The sequence below is a fragment of the Prevotella sp. E15-22 genome, assembly GCF_023204875.1.
Taxonomy (GTDB): Bacteria; Bacteroidota; Bacteroidia; order Bacteroidales; family Bacteroidaceae; genus Prevotella.
In genome coordinates this window covers 130801-149124 of record NZ_CP096247.1, presented here as the reverse complement: position 1 = coordinate 149124, position 18324 = coordinate 130801, and the positions used below count along the sequence as shown (strand labels likewise).

At 50.5% G+C, this 18324-nt stretch carries 15 protein-coding genes; 7 read left to right on the top strand and 8 right to left on the bottom strand.

Annotated elements, in window-relative coordinates; all coding sequences use genetic code 11:
• Positions 1-46: 46 nt before the first annotated feature.
• The 8 genes from tyrS to M1D30_RS00535 all read right to left on the bottom strand — a co-directional run bounded on the left by tyrS (position 47) and on the right by M1D30_RS00535 (position 9467).
• Complete coding sequence (tyrS, locus tag M1D30_RS00570; protein WP_248505152.1) at positions 47-1342, bottom strand: tyrosine--tRNA ligase; 1296 nt, start codon at positions 1340-1342, stop codon at positions 47-49.
• Positions 1343-1456: 114 nt separating this feature from the next.
• Positions 1457-1699, bottom strand: a complete 243-nt coding sequence (gene yidD / locus M1D30_RS00565) for a membrane protein insertion efficiency factor YidD (RefSeq protein ID WP_248505150.1) — start codon at positions 1697-1699, stop codon at positions 1457-1459.
• A complete protein-coding gene (rnpA, locus tag M1D30_RS00560; protein WP_248505149.1) occupies positions 1696-2058 on the bottom strand; it encodes a ribonuclease P protein component in 363 nt (120 codons plus the stop codon). The genes yidD and rnpA overlap by 4 nt, the downstream gene beginning before the upstream one ends.
• 47 nt (positions 2059-2105) lie before the next feature.
• Positions 2106-2855: a uroporphyrinogen-III synthase gene (locus M1D30_RS00555; protein WP_248505147.1), complete on the bottom strand. Its 750-nt coding sequence runs from the start codon at positions 2853-2855 to the stop codon at positions 2106-2108.
• A gap of 11 nt (positions 2856-2866) precedes the next feature.
• Positions 2867-3688: a DUF4271 domain-containing protein gene (locus tag M1D30_RS00550; protein WP_248505145.1), complete on the bottom strand. Its 822-nt coding sequence runs from the start codon at positions 3686-3688 to the stop codon at positions 2867-2869.
• 9 nt (positions 3689-3697) lie between these two features.
• On the bottom strand, positions 3698-4954 hold the full coding sequence (gene metK, locus M1D30_RS00545; RefSeq protein ID WP_248505143.1) for a methionine adenosyltransferase: 1257 nt from the start codon (positions 4952-4954) through the stop codon (positions 3698-3700).
• A 105-nt stretch (positions 4955-5059) separates the two neighbouring features.
• Positions 5060-7876 (bottom strand): pitrilysin family protein, encoded by a 2817-nt coding sequence (locus M1D30_RS00540; RefSeq protein ID WP_248505134.1) that lies wholly within the window; start codon positions 7874-7876, stop codon positions 5060-5062.
• A 91-nt stretch (positions 7877-7967) separates the two neighbouring features.
• Positions 7968-9467, bottom strand: coding sequence for a DASS family sodium-coupled anion symporter (locus tag M1D30_RS00535; protein WP_248505132.1), 1500 nt, complete (start codon positions 9465-9467; stop codon positions 7968-7970).
• A 255-nt stretch (positions 9468-9722) separates the two neighbouring features.
• Here M1D30_RS00535 and M1D30_RS00530 point away from each other — a divergent pair, with 255 nt between their 5' ends.
• From M1D30_RS00530 to M1D30_RS00500, 7 genes are all read left to right on the top strand, one after another.
• Positions 9723-10214: a TlpA disulfide reductase family protein gene (locus M1D30_RS00530; protein WP_248505130.1), complete on the top strand. Its 492-nt coding sequence runs from the start codon at positions 9723-9725 to the stop codon at positions 10212-10214.
• A 5-nt stretch (positions 10215-10219) separates the two neighbouring features.
• The gene (locus tag M1D30_RS00525; protein ID WP_248505129.1) at positions 10220-11797 is read left to right on the top strand and encodes a DUF6029 family protein; all 1578 of its coding nucleotides are present in this window, start codon (positions 10220-10222) and stop codon (positions 11795-11797) included.
• Positions 11798-11803: 6 nt separating this feature from the next.
• Positions 11804-12604 (top strand): Omp28 family outer membrane lipoprotein, encoded by an 801-nt coding sequence (locus tag M1D30_RS00520; protein WP_248505126.1) that lies wholly within the window; start codon positions 11804-11806, stop codon positions 12602-12604.
• A 16-nt stretch (positions 12605-12620) separates the two neighbouring features.
• Positions 12621-14870 (top strand): hemin-binding protein, encoded by a 2250-nt coding sequence (locus M1D30_RS00515; RefSeq protein ID WP_248505117.1) that lies wholly within the window; start codon positions 12621-12623, stop codon positions 14868-14870.
• A gap of 161 nt (positions 14871-15031) precedes the next feature.
• Positions 15032-16597, top strand: coding sequence for a CotH kinase family protein (locus M1D30_RS00510; RefSeq protein ID WP_248505115.1), 1566 nt, complete (start codon positions 15032-15034; stop codon positions 16595-16597).
• A gap of 76 nt (positions 16598-16673) precedes the next feature.
• Entirely contained in the window at positions 16674-17213 is a 540-nt protein-coding gene (locus tag M1D30_RS00505; protein ID WP_248505113.1) for an RNA polymerase sigma factor, read from the top strand.
• Between the two features lie 3 nt (positions 17214-17216).
• Complete coding sequence (locus M1D30_RS00500) at positions 17217-18314, top strand: DUF4251 domain-containing protein (RefSeq protein WP_248505111.1); 1098 nt, start codon at positions 17217-17219, stop codon at positions 18312-18314.
• Positions 18315-18324: the final 10 nt, after the last annotated feature.

The following is an 18324-nucleotide window of genomic DNA, read 5'->3' as shown; positions in this document are numbered from 1 at the left end:
AGGTAGGAAAAATTTGGCATATTACCAAATTTTTCCTGTTCTTTTGTTATTTTACCGTGATCAGGTAATAGTTCTTCTTACCCTTCTGGGCCAGCAGATATTTACCGTCAATAAGATCGTCGGCCGTGATGGCACGGTTCTGGTCGGTGAGTTTCTCCTTGTTCAGAGAAACACCGCCACCCTGCACCATCTTACGCATCTCGCCCTTTGAAGGGAACACAGGAGCGATAGTGGTGAAGAGCTCGACAGCGGGCTGACCCAACTGGTCCTTACTGATCTCAAACTTTTCTACGCCATCGAACACATCGAGGAAGGTCTGCTCGTCGAGCTTCTCGAGAGCTTCCTTGGTTGACTTACCAAAGAGAATATTTGAAGCCTCGATGGCCATGTCAAGAGCCTCACGAGAGTGTACCAGCACAGTAACCTCCTCGGCCAGTCGCTTCTGCAGCACACGACGGCCAGGATCCTGCTTGTGCTCCTCGATAAGGGCATCGATAACGTCCTTCTCGAGTGATGTGAAGATCTTAATATAACGCTCGGCATCCTCGTCGCTGACATTCAACCAGAACTGATAGAAGCGGTAAGGTGTGGTGCGCTTAGGATCGAGCCAGATGTTGCCACTCTCGGTCTTACCAAACTTCTTGCCATCGCTCTTGGTGATGAGCGGACAGGTGAGGGCGAAGGTCTCAACGTCGTTACCCAGGGTACGGCGGATAAGCTCAGTACCTGTAGTCATGTTGCCCCACTGGTCGTTGCCACCCAACTGCAACTTCACACCCTTGTGCTGATAGAGGTAGAGGAAGTCGTAGCCCTGGAGGAGCTGATAGGTGAACTCGGTGAAAGAGAGACCATCGCGAGCGGTACCGTTGAGGCGCTGCTGCACACTCTCCTTAGCCATCATATAGTTCACAGTGATATGCTTACCCACCTCACGAGCAAAGTCGAGGAAGGTGAAGTTCTTCATCCAATCGTAGTTGTTGACCATCTCGGCAGCATTAGCCTCCTTCGACTCAAAGTCGAGGAACTTAGCCACCTGAGCCTTAATGCACTCCTGATTGTGGCGCAGGGTCTCGTCGTTGAGGAGGTTACGCTCCTGTGACTTACCTGAGGGGTCGCCAATCATACCTGTGGCACCACCCACAAGGATGATGGGCTTATGTCCGCAGCGCTGCAGATGACGCAGCATCATGATGCCGCAGAGGTGACCAATATGCAGAGAGTCGGCGGTGGGGTCGGTACCCAGGTAGGCCGTCACCATCTCCTTCTGCAGGAGTTCTTCTGTGCCTGGCATAATCTGTGCCAGCATTCCGCGCCAGCGGAGTTCTTCAACAAAATTCTTCATATATTTCTTTTTTTTAATTATCTTTATCTAGGATTTCCTAAAATCTCCTAGGTCTTCCTAGGATTGCCTAGGACTACCTAGGACCGCCTAGTATTGCCTAGTATCACCTAATCTCTACGGCACTGGATCATAACCACTGCCTCCCCAGGGATTGCATCGCAGGATGCGCCAGATGGCCAGTCCTAAGCCCTTGATAGGACCATGCTTGATAATGGCCTCCTTGGCATACTGTGAACAGGTGGGGGTGAAACGGCATGAAGGCGGCGTAAAAGGACTGATGCACCGCTGGTAGAAGATGATGGGTGCCAGCAAGACCCACTTCAGAGGCCAGGCGATCCATTTCAATACACGCTTCATAGTTTGCGGGCTATGCGTTCCAACAGGTTCTTTACCTTACTGTCCACCTCGGCTGAGGGTTGCAATTGGTCGGAAAGCCAAACGAAGGCAACAACCAACATCTGATTGGGATCCACCTTGTCGGCAAGTAGGTGCTTCTGATGACGATAGGCCTCACGAATCTGCCGCTTCACGCGATTGCGGTCGACGGCATGATGAAACCGCTTCTTAGGAACACTAATGAGCACCTGAACGGGCGGCTGCCCTTCTTGGTGCTCGGTGTGCATAAATATGACTCTCAGCGGGAAGGCAGCCATCGAATGGCTATGGCCTCCGTCGAAGAGCTCGTCTATCAGTTTCTGACTGACAACGCGCTCCATTTTCTGGAATACTGCTGGAGCCGTCACAAAATTATATATAATGAAGGTTAATCTTCGTTCATCAGCAGATAGTGCTGCAGGGCGCCCGTCATAGAAGGATACTTCTCTGTAGGAGCCTGCAGGTCCAATCGAAGTCCGGCATCCTGAACAGCCTTAGCCGTAGCAGGACCGAAGGTGCCGATGGCGATTTCGCCTTGATTGAAGTCGGGGAAGTTCTTAGTGAGCGACTCAATACCTGAGGGGCTGAAGAAAATGAGCATGTCGTAGTCGAAGTTCTTAACCTCTTCCTCAGTAAAGTCGTTGCTCACGGTTTTGTACATTACCACCTCCTTATGAATCAACTTCTTTGAGTCGAGCAGATTGGCAATGGCATCATTGTGCACATCACTCATAGGCACGAGATATTTCTCGGTCTTGTGTTTCACCATGGTAGGAATCAGGTCGTCAACCTTACCCGTTGTACCAAAGAACACCTTACGCTTGCGATACTGCACATACTTCTGGATATAGAATGCGATAGTCTCGGTAACGCAGAAATACTTCATGTCCTCGGGAATGGTAATACGCATCTCCTTGGCCAAGGTAAAGAAATGGTCGATGGCATGGCGCGACGTGAATACGACGGCCGTATAGTCCAGAATATTAACCTTCTGGGTACGGAATTCGCGGGCAGCCATTCCCTCCACCTTGATAAAGGGACGGAAGACCAACTCTACACCAAAGCGATTTGCAATGTCATAGTAGGGAGACTTCTCGCTCGTTGGCTTAGGCTGCGAAACCAAAATCTTCTTAATCATTCTCTAATGTCCTAAAAATTAATTTTCAAACTGTTGGTTATCAACACCATCGCGCAACCGAAAGTAAGCAAAGGTGTGATTTCGAGGGCACAAAAGTACAAAATATTTTGCAGAAAATGCCCTTTTTGCCTAAAAAAGATGAGCCATGACTTGTAAAATGTCAGCAATTCTTGGAATAAAACGATAAAAATGAAGTAGATAGCTGCATTTTTTAGTGATAAATTAAAATAGACAAGTAACATGACCATAGGATAGGTCATGATACCTAAACAGGCCGTCATGAGCACCTGTTCTTTCATGTATTGTATACTCTTTTTACCTCCAAAGAACACCAGATTTACCACCGTTTGCAAAAACCACTTGGCACAAAAGAAGGCCAAAAATACCGCCGACAGAAAAAAGACGATGACAGCATTGGTGTCGATAACAAAGTGGGTGGTAACCATTTCTGTGATAAACAGATAGGCTGTGATGCCCAACATCAGACAACAGATGGCGACAAAGGTCATCATGACACGCATCTCGCTCGATGTCTCTTTGATGGCATCATTACTCTCACGAGGCGTTCGGAAAAGCATCTTCAGCTCACGCATGAAGAGTGAGCGTGAGTGTGTACCCAGGATAACCACCAGACAGAAGCAAGCCAAGAGGATGATTGATATGGTGTTGTCGCTCCGCATGTTATAGGGCACAGGCGCACCCGCCATACCGAAACTGCTGCTGTGCACCTGAGTGGTACACAGCAGCGAGTCCTTTGAGAAATAGCCTTGATTTAAATAGTCATACAGGCTGTATCCCAGTGTATCTGCGGAATGACTTGATGTCTGTCCCATGATAGACGGTTAGAGTCCGAAAGCGCACTTGATGTCATCCACACGGTCCAACTTCTCCCATGTGAACAGTTCCACATCAATGGTCTTCGTCTCGTGATAATGACTGGTAAAGGTCTTCTTCACCACCTCGGGCTGACGTCCCATATGACCATAGGCAGCCGTTTCGAGGTACATGGGCTGACGGAGCTTCAAGGTGCGTTCGATAGCCTTCGGACGCAGGTCGAAGAGTTGTTCAATCTTCTTAGCAATCTCACCATCACTCATCTTCACATTAGAGCGGCCATAGGTATTCACATAGATATTCATAGGTTTAGCCACACCAATGGCATAGCTCACCTGCACCAGCATCTCATCGGCCACACCAGCAGCCACCATATTCTTTGCAATATGACGGGCTGCATAAGCAGCTGAACGGTCGACCTTTGAAGAGTCTTTTCCACTGAAGGCGCCACCACCGTGCGCGCCCTTACCACCATAGGTGTCAACGATGATCTTACGACCCGTCAGACCGGTGTCGCCGTGGGGGCCACCAATCACGAACTTACCCGTGGGGTTCACGTAGTACTTGATATCGTCATTGAAGAGCGCAAGCACCTTCTCACTCTTAATCTGTGCTTTCACACGGGGGATGAGGATGGTCTTGACGTCTTCCTCAATCTTTGCCAACATCTTCTCGTCCTCGTCAAACTCATCGTGCTGTGTAGAAACCACAATGGTGTCGATACGCTCAGGGATGCCGGCATCGCTATACTGGATGGTCACCTGACTCTTTGAGTCGGGACGCAGATAGCGCATCTGCTTACCTTCCTTACGAATATCGGCCAGCGTGCGCATGATGAGGTGAGCCAGATCCAAAGAAACAGGCATATAGTTGGCTGTTTCGTTGGTAGCATAGCCAAACATCATACCCTGGTCGCCAGCACCCTGGTTCTCGTCTTCCTCGCGGTCGACACCACGGTTAATGTCGGCACTCTGCTCATGGATAGCAGTCAGGATACCGCATGAGTTGCCGTCGAACTGATATTCTGCTTTGGTATATCCAATCTTCTTGATGGTATTGCGGGCAATCGTCTGCAGGTCAATATACACCTCGCTGCGTACCTCGCCCATAATCACTACCTGACCGGTAGTTACAAAACTCTCACATGCCACACGAGCATGGTCGTCATAGGCCAGGAACTGATCCAGAATGGCGTCCGAAATCTGGTCGGCTACCTTGTCGGGATGTCCCTCTGATACTGATTCTGATGAAAATAAATACGACATAACTATCTGATTTTGTGTGCAAAGGTACGTACTTTTTTGCAAATAACCAAAAAAACGACCTGCTTCTCATGGAGAGCAGGTCGTTTTCATTATTTGAATCAATTGTTACTCTTCGGGCAACATGACAATCTCGGCACGGTTGCCTGGCTTCAGGAATTCCTGCATGAAGGCAGCGATTGTCTGAGGTGTCTGAGCCTCAACGGTCTTCTTGTAGTCGGTGTATACATCCACACCATAGTCACGCAAACGACCGATGGCACGAATCCAATAGTTGTTAGTCTTGGCCTGGTCGTCGATGTTCTTGAGCATATACTCCTTAACCTTGTTCAACTTCTCAGCATCAACACTCTTCACCATGTTGTTCACCTCGTCGAGCATGATCTTCGTAGCAACATCACCCTTCTCAGGCTTCATAGGACAGTAGACAAGTACCTGGCCGATAGAGCGGTAGTCATCGCGCGACATACCAGCCTGTGCCATCACACTATAGGCAGCAGAGGCCTCCTCACGAATCTTCTCAGTATATATCATAGAGAGGATCTGGCCCACCATGTCAGCACGTACCACGTTCTCGAGTGAATACTTCATCTGGTCGTTCAGCCACACCATCACAGCAATAGCCTTAGGTGTCTCCATCTTACGCTTGAAGTTATTGATGACCTCACCCTTGAAGTACTCGTCCACATCCTTACCTTTCACTACCTTCTTCTGGGCAGGCAGCGAAGCCAGATACTGCTCGATGAGCGGACGGATAGTGGCCTCATCGTAGTTACCAATGATGGTGAAGGTGAAGGCAGCCGCATTGCTGGTCTGCTCCTTAGCCATCTGGAGGATACGATCATAGTCTACATTCTTCAGGTCGTCCATAGCCAGAGGAGCGAAACGCTTGCTGTGGTTCTGGATGGTCAGTGTCAGTGAATCGCTGAACACAGCCTCAGGCTGCAACAGTTTGTTCTTCAACATCAGCTCAGTAGTCTTCATCATGTTGTCGTACGACTCCTGGTCCTTGTTGATGTTGGTGAAATAGAGATAAACCAACTGCAGCATTGTCTCTACGTCAGTAGGTGTTGAAGAACCAGTGATGTTGGCACGGTCGGTGCCCAATGCCATGCTGGCGCTGGCAATTTTACCAGCCAGAGCCTTCTCGAGTTCCGTGTGAGAGAAGTTACCCAAACCGCTGGCCTCGATAACATCATCAAACAACTTGATATTGGCAAAATCCTTCTCACCATAGCGTGAAGAACCACCAAAGCCCTCACTGGCCAGGATCACCTGGTCCTTCTTCAGGTCAGTATGCTTCAGGATAACCTTAGCACCATTGCTCAGGGTCAGTTCCTTATAGTCGAACTTCTTGCCGGCCACCTCTTTCACAATCTTACCAGCCTTAGGCAATTTAGTGATCAGTGGTTCGTTCTTCACATTATCAACATAAGCCTCCAACTGGGTGGCACGTGCCTCATCAATAGCCTTCTTCAGAGAAGCCTCGGTAGGATAAACAGCACCATCCTTCTCCTGGTTCATGTTCAGCACCACCATGTTTGAGTCCTTATCCTCGAAGAAGTTCTTCATCAACTCATTGATAGTCTCCAAGGGGAGCATAGGCACCACCTGCTTCATCACCTGATAGTAGTCGTCCAAGCTGGGGATAGGCTCCTTAGCCAGGTAGTTCTTCACATATTCGTTCACGAACTGACTGTTAAAGCGCTTGTCCTTGTTCGAATATTGCTTGTCAAGCTGACTGAGGAAGTTCTGCTTGTAGCGCTGATACTCTGTTGCAGTGAAACCAAACTGAGCAGCACGGCGAGCCTCGATAAAGGCAGCCTTCAGAGCAGCCTCTGTCTGGCCCTCCTTGGGCAGTACACTGATGTTGAAAGCGTCCTTGGTCTTCGACAGCAGATACTGATCATATTCCACACCACCCTGCAAGTAGGGACAGTCGGCCTTTTGTGCCAACTCGGTCAGACGGTCGTTCAGCATGCCCATGCAGGCATCCTTCAGATAGTCGATAACCAAGTACTGCATATTGCTCTTCATCTCATCGGGAATAGGATCACTCTTGAACATCAGCTGCACGATACTATACTGCATCTCCTTATCCTTATCAACCACGATGATAGCCTCCTGGTTGTCGGGCACAGCCTCAGCCACTACGGGAGCAGGGTTAGCAGGCATCTTGATAGGAGCAAACAGATTCTTGATCTTCTGTTCAACCTTGTCCACGTCTACATCGCCAACCACGATGATCGCCTGGTTATCAGGACGATACCACTTCTCGTAGTAAGCACGCAGCACCTCGGGCTTGAAGTTATCAATCACCTCCATCAAACCGATAGGCATACGATGACCATACTTTGAATTGGGATACAGACGAGGCAGGTCGCGCTCCAACATACGCATCTGTGCGCTGGTACGCATGCGCCATTCCTCATGAATAACGCCACGCTCCTTATCAATCTCTTCAGGCTCCAGGAGCAGACCGTCGGCCCAGTCGTGCAGAATCAGCAGACATGAGTCGATGATGCCCTCACGCGTGGTAGGTACATTACTTATATTATATACCGTCTGATCAATAGAGGTATAAGCATTCAGGTCGCGTCCAAACTTCACACCAACGGTCTCGCACCACTTCACGATGTCGTTACCCTTGAAGTTGTCGGTACCATTAAAGCACATATGCTCCAGGAAGTGAGCCAGGCCACGCTGGTCGTCGTTCTCCTGGATAGCACCTACGCGCTGGGCGATATAAAACTCGGCGCGCTGCTCAGGCCATGCGTTGTGACGGATATAATACGTCAGTCCATTGTCCAACTTACCAACCTTCACATCAGGGTCGGTAGGAATAGATGGCATCTCCTGTGCCATCGTGGTTGCCGATGCCGTTACCAATAGCAGAGAGGCAAAAAATAGTTTTTTTAGGTTCATCAACTTTTGTGTTTAGTAAGAATTTGGCTGCAAAGTTACACATTTTGTGTAAATTTGCAGCCTTTTTCTGTAAAATAAATGCATTTATTCACTAAATTGCACCCATCACGCCCATCAGATAGACCAAGCCAAAGCCCAGTACCATTGAGATGATACCCATGATAATACCAATCTTAGCCATATCCTTCTGCTGAACCAAGTTGGTAGAGAAGGCCAATGCATTTGGCGGTGTAGAGATGGGCAGAATCATAGCACTTGAGGCAGCGATAGCCACACCTATGAGGACGGTGGGCGTACCACCGATAGGAGCCAGTTTATCACCCATGGCACCACAGACAATGGCCAGAATAGGCATCAGCAGGGCTGCAGTGGCAGAATTTGAGATAAAGTTACTCAGCATGTAGCAGATGATACCGCCGAGGATCAGGATGAGCACAGGCGAGAAGGTTCCGAAAGGAATACTCTCAACGGCGTTCTCGGCCAGTCCCGACTTGTTCAGGCCATAGCCCAGGGCAAAGCCACCGGCAACCATCCAGATAACACTCCAGTTCACCTGCTCAAGGTCGCGCTTGTTGATGACGCCCGTCAGTGCAAACACACAGAAAGGAATCATTGCCACGGTATATGAGTTGATGCCCGTAAAGCGGTCAAGCAACCACAGCAGCACCGTTACGAAGAAAGTAACGATAACAATATACGAATGAGTGTCCTTCTTCATCTCACCATCAATCTTCAGTTCGATGGTCTTCTGACTGAAGGGGAACATCTTTTTCAGAATCCACCAGCTGACAAACAGCAGGACAATCACCAAGGGGAACATGAACATCATCCACTGTCCGAAGCCCAAACCCAGGTTCAGACCTTCAGGGTCGTTCAGGTATTTCAGGGCGATGGTATTAGGAGGCGTGCCGATTGGCGTACCCATACCACCCAAGTTAGCTGCGATAGGAATACTCAGTGCCAAGGCCACACGTCCTTTTCCCTCGGGTGGCAACTGACGGAACACGGGTGTCAGGAAGGTCAGCATCATGGCAGCCGTGGCAGTGTTCGACACGAACATAGAGAACAGACCCGTGATGAGCAGGAAGCCCAGCAACACCATCTCACTCTTTGTGCCAAAGGGTTTCAAAAGCACCTTAGCCAACTGTGCGTCGAGTCCAGTCTTCGTGGCAGCAATAGCCAGAATAAAACCACCGATAAACAGCATGATAACAGGGTCGGCAAACGTGGCCATCACACCTTTATAAGAAAGTAAAGGTCCCACCTCCTCTTCATTGACCATCGGTAGTATACCACTGTCGGAGCAGAAGAGCAGCATCAATACGATAACCGCTACTGAAGTAGCCCATGAAGAAACGATTTCTAAAATCCACATCAACGTGGCAAAAGCAAAGATGGCGATGACTCGCTGCTGGATAACAGTCAGATTTTGAATACCATACCATTCGGCAGGCATATTCCAAAGCAACAAAGTGACTAAAGCCACCAATGCAATCTTGAAAACACGTATGGCTGCATCGCCGTACTTGTATGAGTGGCGGAAGTTTCTGGCCGCCTCTACTAGGTGTAGACCCCTGTAATTACTTAGCATATTAATAATATCTAATCTTAATGGTTTTTAATTAACGGCTGCAAAGGTAGCAAAAAAGTTGTAACCACCGAATAATAAATGTATAATTATATTGTGATGCCGTGATTTATTATCACAAAAACATGGTATTTTTTATCAAACTGAAACATATTTGCCATGTAGAGTTTACAAATTAGTGTATTTTCTACAGAAATTATTTGGCTGTTAAGAAAAGAATGTATACCTTTGTCACCCAAAATAGAAACTAAGCAAGGTATGAAAAAGATTGTTTTCCATCTCATGATGGTTGTTCTTTTGAGTTTTTCACAATCAGCAATGGCACAGTTGCCTGCTGTCACCCTGAAAACCATGGACGGACAAACCATCAAAACAGACACATTGTCGAACAACGGCAAACCATTTATCATCGACTTTTTTGCCACCTGGTGCAAGCCCTGCAATCGCGAGCTCGATGCTATCAATGAGGTGTATGCCGACTGGCAGGATGAGACAGGCGTAAAAATATTCGCCGTTTCCATTGACCAGGCACAGAACATCCAGAAGGTGAAGCCATTGGTGAGTAACCACGGCTGGGAGTATGACGTGCTGCTCGACCCCAACAGCGACTTCCGCAAGGCCCTGGGTGCACAGATGATTCCCTTTGTGGTGGTGTGCGACGGCAAGGGTAACATTGTCTACCGACACAATGGCTATACAGACGGAGCCGAGGAGGAACTTATTAATAAGGTACGAGAGCTCACAAAATAAAGAACATGAAGAGATTCTACTTAACTATTATTATCGTCGCCAATGCATTAACCATACAGGCCCAACAGGACGTCACCGTCTCTGGAAGCATACAGAGCGATATGCTACTGTCTACACAGAACAAGGATGATGCCACCAGTAACGACGATTTCATGACCAACACCTATGCCGACGTACTGCTACAGAGTCAGTATGTGGACGCAGGCACCCGTTTCGAATATATGGAGCATCCGCTGCCTGGATTCGAGAACGACTTCAAAGGATGGGGTGTGCCCCACTTCTGGGTGAAAGGTAAGTTCAACAAGGTGGAACTGACCGCTGGCACATTCTACGAGCAGTTTGGTTCAGGCTTCATCCTGCGCAGCTATGAAGAGCGCTCGCTGGGCATCGACAACTCACTCCTTGGCGGCCGCATTGTGGTGAAGCCTATGAACGGCCTCACTCTCAAAGTCCTCTCGGGCAAGCAGCGTCACTATTGGAAATGGGATGGCGGACTCGTCTCTGGTGCCGATGCCGAGGTGAGTCTTGACGAGTGGGTTCCCTCTCTTCAGCAACACGACACCCGTTTGAGTCTTGGTGCCTCATGGGTCAACAAGTACGAAAAGGACGAAGATATCTTCGTGGACCCCACCCATCGTCTGAACCTGCCTAAGTTCGTCAACGCATGGGATGTGCGCACTAATTTAAACAAAGGAGCGTGGGGCCTTCTGGCCGAGTATGCCCAGAAGACGCAAGACCCCTCGTTCGACAATAACTACTCTTATGCCAAGGGTCATGTAGCCATGCTCTCAGGCTCCTACTCCAAGAAAGGATTGAGCGTCCTGCTCCAGGCCAAGCGCAGCGACAACATGTCGTTCCGCAGTCAGCGCAGCCGTTTGGGCACTTCGATGTTCATCAATCACCTGCCTGCCTTCACCCTCGACCACACCTACGCTCTTGCCGCTCTCTATCCCTATGCCACACAGTTGGCCACGGGCGAATGGGCCTATCAGGGCGAGATTGGCTATAACTTCAAGCGCAAATCTGCACTAGGCGGCAAATATGGTATGAACGTCAAGTTGAACTACTCATACGTGCGTGCCATTCAGAATGCCTGGCTCAAATGGGGCGACGCCACCTACTATCAGGACCTTAACATCCAGTTGTCGCGTCGACTGACCAGCGACATCAAACTCAACCTCATGTACATGAACCAGCGCTACAACAAGACCGTTGTCGAAGGCGAGGGCGATATGATTCACTCTAACATCTTCGTGGCCGATGCTATGTTCCAGCTGGCTCGCACCACCAAGTTACGCACTGAGTTGCAATACCTCTCCACCCGTCAAGATCAGAAAGACTGGGCCTTTGCCTTGGCCGAGCTCTCGCTGGCTCCCCATTGGATGATTACTGCCAGCGACCTGTGGAACCACGGCGACACCAAGACGCATTACTATCAGGGACAGTTGACCTATAACCTCGAGTCGCACCGCATCCAACTGGGCTACGGTCGCACGCGTGCCGGCTACAACTGTTCAGGAGGCGTCTGCCGCTATGTGCCTGCCACCAAAGGTTTCACCCTTTCGTACAACTATAATTTCTAAGCAAAAATGAAATCCAAGATATTTTTTTCAAGTCTCATCTGCCTCCTCTTTGCAGCCTGCGACCACATCGACGAAAACGACCGACTCATCTATGTTGAGCCAGAGAGCGTGAAGCGCTGCGTCCTGCTGGAGGACTTCACTGGTCAGAAATGCGTCAACTGCCCCCGAGGCACCGAGGTCATCGAACAGTTGCAGGAAACCTATCCTGATAGCGTCATTGCCGTGGGCATTCACAGCGGTCCCTTAGGATTCAAGGGCAATGCCACCATCCTTGGACTGGCCACCGACCTGGGCGACGAGTACTATAACCACTGGTCGCTGGAATACCAGCCTGTGGGTCTCATCAACCGTCACGGACCCGTGAACTATACCGACTGGACGACTCAGGTCAGAGAGGAGATGAAAAAACCTTCAACCATCGACATGAGTCTTGCCGCCACCCTCACAGAAAGACAGATCACCATCAACGTCACAGAGACGAGTCTTGGCGATACGTACAACGGAAAACTGCAGGTATGGATACTCGAAGACAGTATCGTTGCCATGCAAACGCGACACGACCCCATCGACGATGACAACGTGACCATCAACGACAAGAACTACATTCATAACCACGTGCTGCGTGATGCCGTCAACGGCCACTGGGGCCAGGAACTGAGTCTTGACGCCGACAAGCCCAAGACACAGACCTACACCTACGCGATTCCCTCCGACGGCAAATGGAACCCTGCCCACCTCAGCATCGTGGCTTTCGTCTATAGCGATAACGGTGTGGAGCAAGCAGTCAAAACAAAAGTCAACTTATAATAAAAAACAAACGTTTATGAAGAAGTTATTTACTTTCTTTTCGTTGTGTCTGCTGACCCTCTCGGCAGCAGCGCAGCAGTACGTCTTCACTGACAAGAACGGCAATGTTCTCGAAGACGGAGTGACTATCACCTGTACAGAGGCCGAAGATGATGGCTTTGGCGGTATCAGCCTGTTGCCAGGCATCTCTGTCAAAAACGTCAGTGCCAACGAAGGCAGCCAACTGGCTATCGAAGCCACTATCACCAAGATTGACAATGGCTCATTGCAACTGTGTTTCCCCACCAATTGTCAGGTTTACAATACCACTGGCACCTATGAGCCCAGTGAAAAGGCCACACTCGCTACAGGCCAAACTAAGAGCATTCAGACCGAGTGGGTTCCTGAGAGTTATGGCGAGTGCATCGTCACCTATAAAGCAATGGACTACCAAGGTTTTGCTGGTTCTGTTTGCCGCACGCTAACCGTCAACTACAAGTATGCTGAAAGCAATGTGCAGCAGAACTGGTGGGGCTATGTCAATAACGACACAGAGAAGGCAGGCTTAGGTGTCAGAGCTACCGACACCTACCACTGTGCCATCTTCATCCCTGGCAACCACGCCGTGGCCGCTGGCAAGACCATCAAGGCCGTACGCTTTGGTTTGGTAGCTCAGAATGCCACCGACACCAAGGTATGGCTGGCATCCAGTCTGCCCTCAGCCATCAACGAGAGCAACACCCTGCAGATTGTCAACGTGCCAGACAGTAAGATTGGAAGCGACAATATCGAGGTGGACCTAACACCTTATGCCATCCCTGAAGGAGGCGTCTATGTAGGCTATTCGTTCACCATCGTCAAAGCCAACACGCAGAACGACCAGTATCCCATCCTGACCACTGGCAGCGATGCACCCAATGCCCTGATTATCAGAACCGACCAGGCCGTTACTCAATGGTCTGACATGTACGGTCAGGGCTTCGGCAGCCTCTTCCTGCAGGTTCTGCTTGAAGGCGAGTTTGCCGACAACACAGCCACAGCAGCCGACTTCGGTCCCCTCTATACAATCCTGGGTGAATCAACAACAGCCAATGTGGCCATCACGAATGCAGGTGGCACAGCTCTTAGCAGCATCGACTATACCATCACCACCGATGGCGTACCCAGTGCCGAGCAGCATGTGAACCTCACTGCACCCATCCAGTTCAACGCCACAGGAACAATCTCTATCACCATTCCTGCTGATGCTACTGCTGGCTCTAAGGTCAAGACATTCAATATCACCAAGGTGAACGGCAATGCCAACAGCAAAGCCGATGTAGGCGCTAAGTTCACGCTCTACACTCTGCCAGAACTTGTTAACCGCAACGTTGTTGTCGAGGAGTTCACTGGCACCGCCTGTGGCTGGTGTCCTCGTGGTCTCATTGGCATGGAGAACCTGCGCAAGGCTTATGGCGACCGTTTCGTAGGCATCGGTCTGCACCAGTACAACAGCAGCGACGCCATGTATATCGCCCCCAATGCCTATGCATCCATCAGTTTCGAAGGTGCCCCCTCATGCCGCATCAACCGTGGTGCTGAGATGGACCCCTACTATGGCACCAACGAGAGCATTCTCGACGACTTTGCCGCCGAGATGGCCGTCCCTGCACTGGCTAAGGTCAACGTGAGTGGTACTGCTGATGCCGACCTGACCACCGTTGAGGCCAAGGCCGAGGTAGAGGCCCTGGTTGACAACTCGAAGTTCACCCTGGAATTTGTGGTTATCGGCGACGGACTCACAGGCACTGGCTCTGCATGGAACCAAGCTAACTACTATTATCAGTACAATGCCAGTCAGTTGCCTGCCGACCTCTCCATATTTGGCACTGGCGGCAAGCACGGCAAGAGCAGCATCACAGGTTGGGTATTCAACGATGTAGCCCTCTGCAGTTCATATGTCGGTGGCAGCAACAAGGCTCCCGCTTTGGGCAACCTGGCCGCTGGCGAGAAGAAAGAAGTGGAGTACACTCTCACCCTGCCTGTCAAGACCACACTGAAGAACGCCCTGCAGAGCGACCAGCTCTATGTCATTGCTCTGGTTGTTGACCAGAACAAGAAGATTGCCAATGCTGCCAAGACAAAGATTGAGGTGGCCGATCCCTCTGGTATCGAGACCATCGAGACTGCCTCTTCTCAGGTTGAAGGTTTCTACACCCTCGACGGCAAGCGTCTCTCTGCTCCTGTCAAGGGTATGAACGTCATCAAGATGAGCAACGGTACCACCCGCAAGGTCGTGATTCGCTAATGCGCACTTAAACATCATCATAGAGTCTCCGTCTGCAATCACAGACGGGGACTTTTTGTTTTCGTATCACTTCGTTAAAAAACGCTAAATCATCATAGGCCAAAATTGACATTAAGGGTCAAGAGCATGTCTGATAGATAGGACTATAAATATTTCTCTAAATGACAAGACTTCTAATAACCATGTTTTTCGCGTTCTGTGCCGCCATGATGCACGGCAAGAACGATGTTGAGATGATCACCATCAACGTTGACACACCCCTCAACGCCCAGCGTAAGGTGACGGCCCACATGAAGGCCGGCCACTACGACGGTCCCATCGGCATTAAGTTGCGTGGCAACAGTTCGCTGTCGTTCAACCAGAAGAAATACACCATTGAACTGCGCGACGACGATGGCAACGAGGTGGATGCACCCCTGATGGGCATGCCAGCCCACAGCGACTGGGTGTTGCTGGCGCCCTATAATGACGTATCGGCAGTACGCGACCCCCTGGCCTTCCAACTGTGGCGCGACATGGGTCATTGGGGCCCACGCACACGCATGGTGGAACTCACGCTCAACGGCGAGTATCGCGGCATCTATATCCTCTCGGAGGCCATCAAGCGAGGGGAGCAGCGTGTAAACATCAGTAAGCTGAAGAAGAGCGACACCAAGGGGCGCGACATCACTGGCGGCTATCTGCTGCGCATCGACACGTTCAACGAAGACGACGCCACCTTCACATCGAAGGTGCCAGGCATCGGCGACGGCATCATGACCAGTCAGATCACGTGGTCGTGCATCTATCCCAAGAAAAAGAACCTACAACAGGAGCAGATGGACTATATCCAGAGCTTCGTCGACACGGTGGAGCAGGTCATCCAGTCAGACTATTTCGCCGACCCCAAACGCGGCTATGCGCGCTATATCGATGTGGCGTCGTTCGTCGACTATTTCATCCACACAGAACTGAGTCTGAATGCCGACGGCTATAAGCGAAGTGCCTATTTCTATAAGGAGAAGATGCACGCCGACGGCACTGGCGGCAAGTTGGTGGCAGGACCTGTGTGGGACTATAACCTGGCTTATGGCAACTGCAATTTTTGCAACGCCAACAACATCGAGGCCTGGTGCTTCGAGGGTGGCAACACCAACCCCACCCCAGCCTTCTGGCAGCGACTGTTACAGGACCCAGCCTTCCGCAAGGCCATCAAGGTGCGCTATCAGGCACTCAGGAAATCAGTGCTGAGCAACAAGGCCATCAACGCCTATATCGACCGTCATGCCAAACTGCTGGCTCCCTGCCTCGACCACCATTTCGAGACATACCCAGAGCTTTTAGGCTCCAACGACCAAACCGCCCCTGGAGGCTTTGGAGGCTTTGGCGGATTCCCACAAATGGGTGAAATGCCACAGATAGGCCAGTTCCCACAGATGGGCCAGTTCCCTATGGGTGAGATGCCCCAGATGGGACAATTCCAGATGGGCCAGTTCCCTGGCTTTGGTGGTGGCAATATGATTAGTTGGTTTGCAGCCTATCGCGTGCAGTCGTATGATGAAGAGATAAAAATCCTGAAGCAATGGCTGGCCGACCGCCTGTCGTTCCTCGATCGCAACATCGCCCGCTTCGACAAAGACTGGCTGCCACGCATCCAGGAACCCAAGGAAATTAAAGCGCCACAGTTTGGCGGCTTTGGAGGTGGTTTCGGAGGTTTTGGAGGCGGCTTCGGCGGTTTTGGATTTTAATTTATTTAAAAAAGTTCCGAGAAATTGCAATAATTCTTCAACTTGTGTGTATCTATAAGTAGAAGACAAAGCCAAAATGGAACAAGGAACCAAGGACCTGATTCACGATCTTCGGCAGCACCAGCCTGCTGCCTGTCAACAGCTGTTTACGACCTACGGCCCTGCCGTGTATCGTATGATACAACGCATCGTGCCGTGTCGTGAAGATGCTGAAGAGGTCTATCAGGATGTGTTCGTCAAGGCCCTGAACAGCATCGAAAGGTTTTCTCCCCAGCAGGCATCGCTTGCCACATGGCTTAAAAGCATTGCCTATCACGAGTCGCTCAACTTTGTCAGAGGCAAGAAGCCCACCATTGTTTATATGGATGACACTCGTCTGGACATTGACGCGATGGAGGAGCCTGACGAAGCACCACAGAACGAGCAGACCATCCAACAGCTGGAACAGGCCCTGACTGAGTTGCCGCCACACGAACAGACCGTGGTGAGCATGTTCTATTACGACGAGATGAGTCTCGCCGACATTGCCTTTGTCATTGGATCCAATCCCTCTACTGTCGGCTCGCAACTGAGTCGGATACGCAAAAAACTCTATAGAATCATTAAAACAAGATGAAGAATGAACAACATCCGTAATGATAAGAACCTGCAGGAGGCCGTCAGCCGACACGAACAGCAGTTGGAGCCGATGCCTGCCGACCTGAACGAGCGACTGATGAACAACCTGTCGCTGACGCCCGCTGGCGCAAAGAGACAGCAGGCGCATCCTCGCCTGCATGCATGGAGACGATGGAGTGCAGGACTTGCTGCGGCCATTGCAGCCAGTTTCCTTCTGATGTGGCTATTCAACTTCTCGCAGACGCCGTCCAACGAAGCGCCTCTCTTGGCACAGCAGACAAAGACGGAGTCAGCGACGACTCCTTCATCCCCTGCAGCTGAAGAACCACAGACAGAGATGACCGTCGGCGCGAAGCCTGAGCAGCACCTTTCAGACAACCAGATAGAGGCAGAACCCCAGACCGTTGAGTCTGTCACATTAGACGACACCAAGAGTCCACGCCCCAACAGTCGTCCGCAAGCCATCCCTGACATTGCGTCGCCCCAGGGTGAGCGCTTCCTTGCCTCCACGTCCAATACCATCACCTTCAGAAGCCATCACGATGGACTCGCCACCACAGCTACTCCTGAAGAAAGCGAGGACGATGGTCTGAACCTGACTGTTGCCAAGGAAAAAGGTTGGATGCCAGAAGGCTGGACAGACTTGAAGAGTTGGAGTAATGGCCAAAAACTTACTCACGCTCTGACTGACAAGGAAAGGAAAGCACTGGCCGTGGCCGTTGCCGTCAAAGACAAGCGCTGGCACATTGACATCACCTCGATGAACACCATGCGTTATGGCTCGCGAACCGTTTCCACCGACTTCTTCCTCGAACTCCGTGGCGACACCCTGCGCAGCTATCTGCCCTATCTGGGACAGGCTCAGGTATCCACCTCGCTGTCGCCCACGATAGGTCTGAACTTCGAGAGGCCCATACGACAATATAAGGAGAGTCGCCCTAAAAACAAGTACACACAGATAGACATTGACGTGAAGACCAACGAGGACACCTATCACTACACCATCGACATCTACGACTCTGGCGATGCCTATATCCGTGTGCGTTCGTTGAATCGCGACCCCATCAGTTTCGACGGTACATTAGAAACCAAATATTAAAAACCCATAA